The organism is Bacteroides xylanisolvens XB1A (genome assembly GCF_000210075.1).
Classification (GTDB): Bacteria; Bacteroidota; Bacteroidia; order Bacteroidales; family Bacteroidaceae; genus Bacteroides; species Bacteroides xylanisolvens.
This window is the reverse complement of record NC_021017.1, coordinates 4,194,317-4,207,566: the sequence shown is the minus strand read 5'-3', so window position 1 is coordinate 4,207,566 and position 13,250 is coordinate 4,194,317. Positions and strand designations below refer to the sequence as shown.

The 13,250-nt window shown below is 42.4% G+C and carries 10 protein-coding genes; 7 read left to right on the top strand and 3 right to left on the bottom strand.

All coding sequences use genetic code 11. The annotated features are described in order from the left end of the window. Window positions 1-313: 313 nt before the first annotated feature. From BXY_RS16005 to BXY_RS15990, 4 genes are all read left to right on the top strand, one after another. A complete protein-coding gene (locus BXY_RS16005) occupies window positions 314-1,723 on the top strand; it encodes a Gfo/Idh/MocA family protein (protein ID WP_008645458.1) in 1,410 nt (469 codons plus the stop codon). 114 nt (window positions 1,724-1,837) lie between these two features. Continuing rightward, window positions 1,838-2,728: a YitT family protein gene (locus BXY_RS16000; protein WP_015532437.1), complete on the top strand. Its 891-nt coding sequence runs from the start codon at window positions 1,838-1,840 to the stop codon at window positions 2,726-2,728. A 72-nt stretch (window positions 2,729-2,800) separates the two neighbouring features. Next, on the top strand, window positions 2,801-6,142 hold the full coding sequence (locus BXY_RS15995; protein WP_015532436.1) for a glycoside hydrolase family 2 TIM barrel-domain containing protein: 3,342 nt from the start codon (window positions 2,801-2,803) through the stop codon (window positions 6,140-6,142). Window positions 6,143-6,172: 30 nt separating this feature from the next. Then, complete coding sequence (locus tag BXY_RS15990) at window positions 6,173-7,261, top strand: phosphotransferase enzyme family protein (protein WP_015532435.1); 1,089 nt, start codon at window positions 6,173-6,175, stop codon at window positions 7,259-7,261. Window positions 7,262-7,292: 31 nt separating this feature from the next. On the opposite strand, the gene BXY_RS15985 is transcribed toward BXY_RS15990, so the two are convergent. Genes BXY_RS15985 through truA form a run of 3 tightly spaced genes read right to left on the bottom strand, consistent with a single transcriptional unit; the run spans window position 7,293 to window position 9,659 of the window. Next, window positions 7,293-7,943, bottom strand: coding sequence for a DUF3256 family protein (locus tag BXY_RS15985; protein WP_008645465.1), 651 nt, complete (start codon window positions 7,941-7,943; stop codon window positions 7,293-7,295). 45 nt (window positions 7,944-7,988) lie between these two features. Then, entirely contained in the window at window positions 7,989-8,891 is a 903-nt protein-coding gene (locus BXY_RS15980) for a DMT family transporter (RefSeq protein WP_008020829.1), read from the bottom strand. Window positions 8,892-8,909: 18 nt separating this feature from the next. Continuing rightward, window positions 8,910-9,659, bottom strand: coding sequence for a tRNA pseudouridine(38-40) synthase TruA (gene truA, locus BXY_RS15975; RefSeq protein ID WP_008020828.1), 750 nt, complete (start codon window positions 9,657-9,659; stop codon window positions 8,910-8,912). A 128-nt stretch (window positions 9,660-9,787) separates the two neighbouring features. Between truA and BXY_RS15970 the strand changes: the two genes are divergently transcribed. The 3 genes from BXY_RS15970 (at window position 9,788) to BXY_RS15960 (ending at window position 13,246) form a co-directional block, all read left to right on the top strand. After that, window positions 9,788-10,285: a hypothetical protein gene (locus BXY_RS15970; RefSeq protein ID WP_008020827.1), complete on the top strand. Its 498-nt coding sequence runs from the start codon at window positions 9,788-9,790 to the stop codon at window positions 10,283-10,285. A gap of 20 nt (window positions 10,286-10,305) precedes the next feature. After that, window positions 10,306-11,958 (top strand): flotillin family protein, encoded by a 1,653-nt coding sequence (locus BXY_RS15965; protein ID WP_008645467.1) that lies wholly within the window; start codon window positions 10,306-10,308, stop codon window positions 11,956-11,958. Window positions 11,959-12,115: 157 nt separating this feature from the next. Beyond that, window positions 12,116-13,246, top strand: a complete 1,131-nt coding sequence (locus BXY_RS15960) for an AAA family ATPase (protein WP_004314175.1) — start codon at window positions 12,116-12,118, stop codon at window positions 13,244-13,246. The last annotated feature ends 4 nt before the right edge of the window (window positions 13,247-13,250 follow it).

The window sequence follows — 13,250 nt, the reverse complement described above, 5'->3', positions numbered from 1 at the left end:
CCGTACCGAAATGAACTATAATGGATTACCTGCTTATGTAGTTAATCAAAACAAAAGTAGTAAACGTTAAGCAATTCTAAAAAGACCACTTCTTTTTAGGAAAGACCTTCTAATGGCCTGTCTTTTATATGTATTTGTCGATACACAAGACTATACAAAATCAGGTAGAAAAAGTTTGAATCATTTTCTACCTCATAATAGAAGTTTATGATGAAAATATCAGTTATAAATATAAATAATTGGCTAATTAATTACTATTTTTGACACGTAAATGAAAAACAGCGAATAACCCCTATTAAAAACTTAAAATATGATGAAGAAACTACTCACAGCCACTGCTATCGGCTTGGCTTTGTTAACTTGGCACACCAGTTGTACTCAACAACCAAAGGCTCCGGAAGCCTTTACTCCTATCAAAGTAGAAACTCCTGCCCGCCCTGCCGGACAAGAAGATGTAATCCAACTCGTTACTCCTAAAATTGATACCGTACGTGTCGGTTTCATCGGCTTAGGAATGCGTGGTCCCGGCGCCGTAGCACGCTGGACTCATATTCCGGGAACTAAGATTGTAGCGTTATGCGACCTGCTTCCCGAACGTGTTGAAAAATCACAAGAAATTTTGAAGAATGCCGGACTCCCTGCAGCTGCTTCTTACAGCGGAGAGGAAGATGCATGGAAAAAACTTTGCGAACGGGATGATATTGATCTTGTATACATAGCTACAGACTGGAAGCATCATGCTGCAATGGGTGTCTATGCCATGGAACATGGCAAGCATGTAGCCATCGAAGTTCCTGCCGCTATGACATTGGATGAAATCTGGCAGTTAATCAACACTTCTGAAAAGACCCGCAAGCATTGTATGCAGCTCGAAAACTGTGTATATGACTTCTTTGAACTGACTTCTTTAAATATGGCACAACAGGGCGTATTCGGAGAAGTGCTTCATGTAGAAGGTTCATATATCCACAACCTGGAAGATTTCTGGCCTGAATACTGGAACAACTGGCGAATGGATTATAATCACCTGCATCGCGGTGACGTATATGCGACTCACGGTATGGGCCCTGCTTGTCAGGTACTTAATATCCACCGTGGCGACCGTATGAAAACATTGGTATCTATGGATACGAAAGCTGTCAACGGACCGGCTTACATTAAAAAACAAACAGGAGAAGAAGTGACCGACTTCCAGAATGGTGACCAGACTTCGACCTTGATCCGCACAGAAAATGGCAAAACGATGCTGATCCAGCACAATGTAATGACACCCCGCCCATACAGCCGCATGTACCAGATAGTGGGAGCCGATGGCTATGCAAGCAAATATCCGATAGAAGAATATTGCCTGCGACCTACACAAGTTGATTCTAAAGATGTGCCTAATCATGAAAATCTGAATGCACATGGCTCTGTACCCGAAAATGTAAAGAAAGCGTTGATGGACAAATATAAAGATCCGATTCACATAGAGTTGGAAGAAACTGCCAAGAAAGTAGGCGGCCACGGTGGTATGGACTTTATCATGGACTACCGTCTGGCATATTGCCTGCAAAATGGATTACCATTAGATATGGACGTTTATGACCTGGCAGAGTGGTGTTGCATGGCCGAACTTACCAGACTTTCCATCGAAAACAATTCTGCTCCGGTAGAAGTCCCCGATTTCACTCGCGGCGGATGGAATAAAGTACAAGGCTATCGTCACGCTTTTGCAAAATAAAACTGAATATATCCTTTTAGCACGAACATAATGAACCAATCCGGCTTCTCCCCCAAAGCCGGATTATTCATGGGTTCGTGTTTGAACATTTTATAGATTATCATAATCACTTTTATGAAAACAGCTATTCCAAAACCTTCTAAGCAAAGCATTATCCGTGAAGCCAGAGATTATGTAATGATTGCCATCGGCATGATTTTGTATGGCATCGGTTGGACCGTTTTTCTACTTCCGAACGATATCACTACCGGGGGAGTACCGGGTATTGCTTCTATTGTATATTGGGCTACGGGGTTTCCCGTACAGTATACGTACTTCAGCATCAACTTCTTTTTATTGCTACTGGCCCTCAAATTGCTGGGGATGAAGTTTTGCATTAAAACTATTTTTGGAGTATTTACCCTCACCTTCTTTCTGTCCGTCATTCAAAAGCTGACAGCAGGTTTCGGACTCCTTCACGACCAGCCCTTTATGGCATGTGTCATTGGAGCATCCTTCTGTGGAGGTGGTATAGGGGTTGCTTTTTCGGCAAACGGAAGCACAGGAGGCACGGATATTATCGCAGCCATCATCAACAAATACCGGGACATCACATTAGGAAGAGTCGTACTCATCTGCGATATGATTATTATTTCTTCCAGTTATTTTGTCTTAAAAGACTGGGAAAAAGTGGTATATGGGTTTGTTACTCTTTATATTTGTAGCTTCGTTCTCGACCAGGTAGTGAATAGTGCCCGTCAATCCGTACAGTTCTTTATCATATCCAATAAATATGAAGAAATAGGACGGCATATCAACGAATATCCACACCGGGGAGTTACGATTATCAATGCAACCGGCTTTTATACAGGACGAGAAGTAAAGATGCTGTTCGTATTAGCCAAGAAGAGGGAATCACCTATCATCTTCCGGTTGATTAAAGATATAGACCCGAATGCATTTGTGTCACAAAGTGCTGTCATCGGAGTTTATGGAGAAGGATTCGATCATATTAAAGTAAAATAAAAAAGAAATGAAAAACCAATATTGAGAAACATGAAATTTCGACCAACCCCCAATTTATTAACAGGCATTTTCATGGGAATATTTTCCCTGACAACATTTAATGTAATGGCTGAAAAAGCCGTGCCCCCCTATTGGCAGGATGTGCAGGTAGTTGAAGTCAACAAAGAGTATCCACGCACTTCTTTTATGACATACAACAATCGCGCTGATGCCTTGAGTGGCAAGTTCGAACGAAGCAAGTATTACCGCTTGCTGAACGGAACCTGGAAATTCTACTTTGTAGACTCTTACAAAAAGCTTCCCGACAACATTACTGACCCGAATACGAATACAGATTCGTGGAATGATATTCAGGTACCCGGCAACTGGGAAGTACAAGGACACGGAATAGCCATCTACACCAATCATGGTTATGAATTCAAGCCACGCAATCCGCAACCTCCGGCTCTTCCCGAAGCGAATCCGGTGGGAGTTTACCGTCGGGATATTGATATTCCGGCAGATTGGGACGGACGGGATATCTACCTGCATCTGGCAGGAGCCAAGTCCGGCGTATATGTATATATCAACGGGCAAGAAGTTGGATATAGCGAAGACTCCAAAAATCCGGCAGAGTTTCTTATTAACAACTATGTGAAGCCCGGCAAAAACGTGCTTACCGTTAAAATCTTCCGTTGGAGCACTGGTTCCTATCTGGAATGTCAGGACTTCTGGCGCATGAGCGGTATTGAACGCGATGTTTATCTGTATTCACAACCTAAAGCAGCCCTCAAAGATTTCCGGGTGAAGTCTACCCTGGATGACAGCTACAAGAATGGAATCTTCAGCTTGAATGTCGATTTGAGAAATCACGAGAAGGCAGCAACTAATCTCACATTAGTTTATGAGCTATTGGATGCACAGGGAAAAGTAATCTCTACTGAAGAGAAGACCGCCTATATCCCATCGAACGAAATACGTACACTTTCTTTCGATAAGAAGCTGGCAGATGTCAATACATGGACATCCGAACATCCGAATCTGTACAAACTGCTGATGACCGTCAAAGAGAATGGCAAAATAAATGAGATTATTCCTTTTAATGTAGGATTCCGCCGTATTGAGATCAAACCTATCGAACAAAAAGCTGCTAACGGAAAGCCATACGTTTGCCTGTTCATCAATGGTCAGCCACTGAAACTGAAAGGGGTAAATATCCACGAACACAACCCGTCAACAGGTCATTATGTAACAGAAGAGTTAATGCGTCGTGACTTCGAGCTTATGAAGCAACATAACCTGAACAGCGTACGCCTCTGCCACTATCCGCAAGACCGCCGTTTCTACGAACTTTGCGATGAATACGGTCTTTATGTATACGATGAAGCCAATGTCGAAAGCCACGGAATGTATTACGATCTTCGGAAGGGTGGTTCATTGGGTAACAATCCCGAATGGCTAAAACCACACATGGACCGTACCATCAATATGTTCGAACGTAACAAGAACTATCCGAGCGTCACCTTCTGGTCGTTGGGAAATGAAGCCGGAAACGGATATAATTTCTATCAGACTTACTTGTGGCTGAAAGAGGCTGACAAAGAGCTGATGAATCGTCCGGTCAACTATGAGCGTGCTCAATGGGAATGGAACTCCGATATGTATGTTCCGCAATATCCGGGTGCCGACTGGCTGGAAAATACAGGAAAGAACGGCAGCGACCGTCCTGTAGCTCCTTCCGAATATGCGCACGCAATGGGAAACTCCACCGGAAACCTGTGGGGACAATGGCAGGCGATTTACAAATATCCGAACCTCCAGGGTGGATATATCTGGGACTGGGTAGACCAAGGTCTTCTCCAGAAAGATGAGAATGGAAGAGAATACTGGGCTTACGGAGGTGACTTCGGTGTAGACGTGCCGAGCGATGGCAACTTCCTCTGCAACGGTCTTGTCAATCCGGATCGTGGTCCGCATCCGGCAATGGCTGAAGTGAAATATGTACATCAGAATGTAGGCTTTGAGGCAGTAGATGCCGCTGCCGGTATATTCAAAATCACCAACCGTTTCTATTTCACCAATCTGAAAAAGTATCAGATTCACTATAACGTACTCGCTAACGGAAAGACTATAAAAGGTGGAAAAGTATCTTTGGATATTGCTCCGCAGGCATCCAAAGAATTCACCGTACCGGTAAACGGCTTGAAAGCCCAACCGGGAGTGGAATATTTTGTAAACTTCAGCGTAACAACCACAGAACCTGAACCGTTGATTCCAACAGGATATGAAATAGCATACGACCAGTTCCAGCTTCCTATCCAGGCAGAGAAAGCTATTTATAAAGCAAACGGTCCGGCACTGAAAACAACGACTCAAGGAGATGAGCTAATCGTTTCTTCTTCCAAAGTGAATTTTGTATTCAACAAGAATAGCGGATTAGTTACCTCGTATAAAGTGGATGGCACAGAATATTTCAAAGACGGATTTGGTATTCAGCCTAACTTCTGGCGTGCTCCTAATGATAATGATTATGGTAATGGCGCTCCTAAACGTTTACAGGTATGGAAGCAATCAAGCAAAAACTTCCACGTAACGGATGCAACCATGACAACAGAAAATAAGGTAGTTTCCTTAAATGTGACCTACTTATTGGCTGCCGGCAACTTGTATGTTGTCACATACAAAATCTATCCGAACGGAGTAGTCAATGTAAATGCCAAATTCACGTCAACAGATATGCAGGCAACAGAAACTGAAGTTTCTGAAGCTACCCGCATGGCTACGTTTACTCCCGGAAGTGACGCTGCCCGCAAGGCCGCTTCCAAACTGGAAGTTCCCCGTATCGGTGTTCGTTTCCGCTTGCCGGCACAGATGAACAACGTACAATACTTTGGCCGTGGTCCGGAAGAGAACTATATCGACCGTAATCATGGAACCCTCGTTGGCGTATATAAGACAACAGCAGATAAAATGTACTTCAACTATGTACGTCCACAGGAAAACGGACATCACACCGATACCCGTTGGATCGCTTTATCTCCCGCCAAAGGAAACGGCCTGGTTTTGGTAGCCAACAGTACGATCGGTTTCAATGCCTTGCGCAACTCTATCGAAGACTTTGACTCTGAAGAGGCACTGCCCCACCCTTACCAATGGAATAACTTTAGTCCGGAAGAAGTAGCCAATCATGATGAGAATGCCGCCCGTAATGTATTACGGAGAATGCATCATGTTAATGACATCGTTCCGAGAGATTTCGTAGAGGTTTGTGTGGACATGAAGCAACAAGGTGTAGGCGGATATGACAGTTGGGGTGCACGCCCGGAACCTTTCCACCAAATCCCGGCCAATCGTGATTACCATTGGGGATTCACATTAGTACCTGTTCGCTCGGCTAATCAGGCCAACGAGGCGGCTAAATACGATTATCGATAACCTTAGTATAAATTTTTAAAGAAAAAACCCATGAAAGATTTATCTAGCATTGTAGCTAAATTTAAAGTCCAAGGTACGATAGAAGAAATCAAACCTTTGGGTACAGGACTTATTAACGACACTTACAAAGTAAACACCAAAGAAGCAGATGCTCCCGACTACGTTTTGCAACGCATCAATCATGCCATTTTTCAGAATGTAGAGATGCTTCAATCCAATATTACCGCTGTCACCAATCATATTCGCAAGAAACTAACGGAGGCAGGAGAATCGGATATAGAGCGCAAGGTTTTGAGTTTCCCCGAAACAGAAGAGGGTAAAGCATATTGGTTCGACGGTGATAGCTACTGGCGTGTGATGGTATTCATCCCACGCGCCAAAACGTATGAGACGGTGAATCCCGAATATTCAAATTATGCTGGAGAAGCTTTTGGTAACTTCCAGGCTATGTTGGCCGATATTCCGGAAACATTGGGTGAAACCATACCTGATTTCCACAATATGGAGTTCCGCCTCAAACAACTACGTGAAGCCGTTGCAAAAGATGCTGCCGGACGGGTATCGGAAGTGAAATACTATCTGGACGAAATAGAGAAGCGTGCAGATGAAATGTGTAAAGCAGAACGTTTATATCGTGAAGGAAAACTCCCCAAACGTGTTTGCCACTGCGATACGAAAGTGAATAACATGATGTTCGACGAGGATGGCAAAGTGCTTTGTGTCATCGACCTGGATACGGTAATGCCCAGCTTTGTCTTCTCCGATTATGGAGATTTCCTTCGTACAGGCGCCAACACGGGTGATGAGGACGATAAAGACCTTGATCGTGTAAACTTCAATATGGAAATATTCAAAGCGTTTACCAAAGGCTATCTGAAAGGAGCCAAATCATTCCTGACTCCAATTGAGATTGAGAATCTTCCTTATGCAGCCGCTTTATTCCCATACATGCAGTGTGTACGGTTCTTGGCAGACTATATCAATGGAGATACTTATTATAAAATCAAATATCCGGAACATAATTTGGTTCGTACTAAAGCACAATTCAAACTGCTTCAAAGTGTGGAAGCCAACACACCGGAAATGATCGCATTCATCAACGATTGCTTAAAGAATTGAGAATAGAGGAAAAAAGAGAATGGAGAATTATCTATTTGGTAAAGGCTCCATTCTTCCAATGATAAACAATCGGACGGCGGAGAAACGGTTTCAGTTTCTCTGCCGTTTCTGTTGACATATAATCAGGAGTAGCCAATGTAACAGTCAATTCTGTATTTTCTTTATTAAAATCGGCTTTCATCAATAATATATCTGCCGAACGGCGTGCCTCGTCAAACTCATAAACACCTGCTGAATCCGGCGTATTCAGAAAGTCGCCCATCACAGGCAGGGTAATATAGAGAGATGCTGTAAGCGGTTTCCAGTCATCTGTATAGAAACGGATGCTGCTGTCGCAGGCAGGTGCACAAGCTGTAGAGACTGTACAGATCACGTTCGTCGAGTCATTCAAAGCCAACACTTTCATCTGCCAGGTAGATTGAGAAGACATCTGCATACGGATATAATCTTTACTTAGATCAGTCATCTCCGACTTCTTGCCGAAACGATTCTCTACTTGCGCTTTCATCTTACTTTCCAGAAAGTCAATACAATCTTCCCGGTTTACTTTGGTTAGTAACGGGCTTAGAGAATCCGGCATATTCACAAACAGCGTTTTGGCTTCTTGTGCCCAAAGAGCGGTCGAAGCAAAGAGTCCGACAGCAGAAAAGAATATAGTGATTACAAATTTATTTATTTTCATATCTATCTTATTTAACCTGTGACAAACAGATTTTGTGTAACTGTTTTAATTTTTAGACCCCAAATATAAGAATATCATTCCGATTAACACCAGTATAAGGTCAATCGCTTTGCTTTTTAAATTCTTTTCACGGAAGAGAAGTGCACCGAAAGTGAAAGAGACTACTACACTTCCCCGACGGACCATCGAAACAATGGAAATCATGGAATCGTCATAGCTCAATGCGTAAAAGTAAACGAAATCGGCAGCCGAAAGGAAGATAGAAATCAGGATAATCGTCCAGTCCCAGCGAAACGGGGTGGTAGACTTTCTTTTAGGCCACCAAAGCAATAACAGAATAGGACACATAATAAACACCTGATAAACATTATACCAGGATTGTACCAGCATCGGATTCAGAGACTTCATCAGATACTTGTCATATAATCCGCTGATAGCACCTGTAATGGCAGCCAACACAATAAAGAATATCCATTTGTTATGTTTAAAATCAATTCCTTCTTTCTTCCCCGAACGACTTAACATAAAGAAAGAGACAATGGCCAGCATTACCCCAATCCATTGATAGAGATTCAACCGTTCGCCAAATACCAGCATCGCTCCCACAAGCACCATCACCGGACGAGTGGCGTTGATAGGTCCTACTATGGTTAAAGGCAGATGTTTCATTCCGAAATATCCGAATATCCACGAAGACAACACGATGAACGACTTGATGATGATATATTTATGCTGTTCCCAACCAACAACGGGAACATTAAATATCGTTCCTCCCAACAGGTCCGGTTTATATACGGATATCAGGATAAACGGCAGAAAGATGAGACTGGAAAAAAATGTATTTAGAAACAAAACGGGAAGTACCGCATTATCTTTCAACGATTTCTTCTTGAATACATCATAAAAGCCCAGCAAAGTAGCCGAGAGAAATGCTAATAATAACCACATGAGAATATTTATTATTTATTATTCAAATATACTTTCGGGATATTCCACATTTACCAGAAACAGGGCTTGCCCCGGAGCAGATGTCCCGGCTTTGCAACGGTCTTGTTGTTCGATAACCCGCCGGAAGCCTTCAACAGTAAGTTTCCCTCGTCCCACTTCAATCAGCGTACCTACGATAGCTCGCACCATATTTCGCAGGAAACGGTCGGCACGGATGGTAAACACCCAAGTAGCATCATCTTCCTGCGTCCATTCGGCATGAGTGATATGACAGATATTGGTCTTTACATCCGTATGAAGTTTGCTGAAGCTCGTAAAGTCAGTGTACTCGAAAAGGGTACGTGCAGCTTCGTTCATGAGTGCATAATCCAACTGATTATAAACTCGCCAACGATATTGCCGGTTAAAAGGATATTTCGATGTCGTTACATAATACTTGTAAGTTCGCGCAGTCGCATCAAAGCGGGCATGCGCATCCGGCCGGACCCGGCAAACACGATAAATGGAAATATCGGGAGGTAACAAACGGTTTAATTTATCGGCAACTGATATTTCATCCAACGGCTCATCGAAGTCAAAATGAGCAACCATCAGGGAAGCATGTACCCCGGCATCTGTCCGACCTGCCCCTATTACTTCAATTTCGCGACGCAGAAAGGTAGACAATGCTTTCATCAGACATTCCTGCACACTAATCCCATTCGGTTGAATTTGCCAACCATGATAGTTGGTCCCGTCGTAAGCCAAATAAATAAAATACCTTTGCACGCTAATTCCTCATTTTAGGGTTTTCGCGCGCAAAATTAATCATTTTATCTCATTTATCTTTGTATAATTCACATAAACCTGTATATTTACAGAACAAAATAATCATGATTTACTAATACCCCACAATTATGAGTAGTACCATTTTCCTCATCATCGCCCTCGTCACGACAGGCATCTTTCTTATTCAATTCGTATTATCCATCTTTTTCGGAGATATAGATGCAGATGTAGACGTGGATGCTGATATCAGTAGCGTAGTTTCTTTTAAAGGACTTACCCATTTCGGAATTGGATTCGGATGGTACATGTATCTGGCGGGAAACACGGAAATTCAAAGTTACATAATCGGTATTCTAGTGGGTCTTTTCTTTGTTTTTGCCGTCTGGTTCCTCTATAAGAAAGCTTATCAACTGCAACAAGTGAACCACAACGAGCAGACCGATCAGCTTGTGGGACGGGAATGTGTGATCTATTTCAAACAAAGCGACAGCAAATATACTGTACAGACCACCCGGGACGGAGCCATGCGCGAAGTAGACGTCATCTCCGAATCCGGAAAAGCATATCAGACTGGCGACAGAACAATGATTACCAGCTACAAAGACGGAACGCTATTCATTCAATAATTATTCAAATACACAATTTTATGACACAAGAAATGTTAATCATGGCTGCTATACTAGTGGCAGTCATCCTACTCACTTTTATTGGTATCCTTTCGCGTTACCGCAAATGTAAGAGTGATGAAGTCCTCGTTGTATATGGTAAAACGGGAGGAGATAAGAAGTCGGCAAAGCTATATCATGGTGGTGCGGCTTTTGTATGGCCGATTATTCAGGGATATGAATTCCTGTCCATGAAACCAATGCAGATCGAATGTAAACTGACCGGTGCATTATCCGCTCAAAACATTCGTGTAGACGTGCCGACTACAATCACTGTAGCTATCAGCACCGATCCTGAAGTGATGCAAAACGCTGCTGAACGTATGCTGGGATTAACAATGGATGACAAGCAGAACTTAATTACTGATGTTGTATATGGTCAGATGCGTATGGTGATCGCCGATATGACTATCGAAGAATTAAATTCAGACCGAGATAAGTTCCTGGCTAAAGTGAAAGATAACATCGATACCGAACTTCGCAAATTCGGTTTGTATCTGATGAACATTAACATCAGTGACATTCGCGACGCTGCCAACTACATTGTCAACTTAGGTAAGGAAGCTGAAAGTAAAGCACTGAACGAAGCACAGGCTAACATCGAAGAACAGGAAAAGCTGGGTGCTATCAAAATTGCCAATCAGATAAAGGAACGTGAAACGAAAGTAGCAGAAACCCGCAAAGATCAGGATATTGCTATTGCAGAAACAAAGAAACAACAGGAAATCTCTGTTGCAAATGCGGATAAGGACAGAATCTCGCAAGTAGCCATCGCCAACGCGGAAAAAGAATCGCAAGTAGCAAAGGCTGAAGCTGAAAAGAATATCCGAATCGAGCAGGCAAATACCGAAAAGGAAAGCCGCGTTGCCGAACTGAATTCCGACATGGAAATCAAACAGGCGGAAGCTGCAAAGAAAGCTGCCATCGGACGAAATGACGCACAGAAAGAGGTAGCACTTTCCAATGCAGAACTAGCTGTAACACAAGCCAATGCCGACAAGCAAGCCGGTGAAGCTGCCGCGAAATCGGAAGCTGCTGTACAGACTGCACGCGAAATTGCGCAAAAGGAAGTGGAAGAAGCTAAGGCACGGAAAGTGGAATCTTCATTGAAGGCTGAAAAGATTGTTCCTGCGGAAATCGCCAGACAGGAAGCTATTCTTCAGGCAAATGCCATCGCTGAAAAGATTACCCGCGAAGCGGAAGCACGTGCAAAGGCTACTTTAGCACAAGCCGAAGCGGAAGCAAAAGCTATCCAAATGAAACTGGAAGCAGAAGCGGAAGGTAAGAAACGGTCATTACTTGCTGAAGCGGAAGGTTTCGAAGCAATGGTAAGAGCAGCCGAATCGAATCCGGCTATCGCTATCCAATATAAGATGGTAGACCAATGGAAGGAAATCGCCGGCGAACAGGTAAAGGCGTTCGAACACATGAACTTGGGAAATATCACTGTATTCGACGGAGGAAACGGTGGAACTAGCAATTTCCTGAATACATTAGTAAAGACAGTAGCTCCGAGCCTTGGCGTATTGGACAAGCTTCCTATCGGTGAAACTGTGAAAGGTATTATTAATCCGGAAAGCAAAACGGAGGAAAAGCCTGCAACTAAAGCTGACGAGAAAAAAGATAAGAAATAGTTGTAATCCGACATAATATACGCTGATGAGAAAAGAATGATTACTTGTTCTCATCAGCGTTTGTTTTTTATATAATTCAAATAAATCTTTGAATATTCCAGATTTATTACGTTCTTTGTGTTACATAAAACATGTAACGTAAAATATGTAATAAGTCATGAAGCCATACAATCCATTCCTTGTATACGGTTACAACAGTCCCGAATACTTTTGCGATCGGGAGAAAGAAACTGATAAAATGATTTCAGCTTTACTAAATGAACGTAACCTGACCTTAATATCCCCCCGACGCATGGGAAAGACGGGACTCATCAAAAATGTATTCTATCAAATGAAGCGGGAAAATAATCCGAATGCTGCCTATTTTTATATGGACATTTACTCCACACGTGATTTAAAAGCATTCATCCAGTTACTTGCTCAAAATGTACTTGGAGAATTAGATACTCTGTCCCAAAACATACTCCGGCAAATGACTGCTTTCTTCAAATCTTGCCGTCCTATTATCAGCGCTGACGAAAGAAGTGGTATGCCTACCGTAACATTAGACTTTGCTCCTACCCACGCTGAACAAACATTGAAAGAAATACTCAATTATATGGTAGCCTCAAAGAAACAGTGTTATCTTGCCATTGATGAATTCCAACAAATTACAGAATATCCGGAAAAAGGTGTAGAAGCATTGCTCCGCTCTCATATCCAATTCATGCCCAATGTACATTTTATCTTTTCCGGAAGTAAAAAGCATGTAATGGAAGAAATGTTTACTTCTGCAAAACGTCCTTTTTATCAAAGTACCCAAATCATTGTATTAACGGAAATCCCACTGGAGAATTATTATTCGTTCGCACACTCATTCTTTGCTAAGGAAAAAAGAGAGTTGACACTAGAAACATTTTCTTATTTGTACCAACTTGAAAACGGACACACATGGTACGTCCAAAGTATACTCAACCGATTGTATGAAAAGAAAATCAACCCCATTGATAACCGACTGGTAGATAGATGTATAAACGACATTTTAGATGAACAGGAAACCATATATCAAAGTAACCTGACTCTACTAACCAACAATCAAGTAGATTTATTGAAAGCTATTGCCACAGAAGGCTGTATAAAAAGCATAAATGCCAATGACTTCATCAAAAAGCATCATTTAAAAACGCCCAGCAGCGTTAACGTGGCACTAAAATCCTTACTGAATAAAGAACTGATATATAATACACCAGATGGGTATATTGTCTATGACCGTTTTTTCGGAAAATGGCTGAAAGATGCAGTAATCTAATACG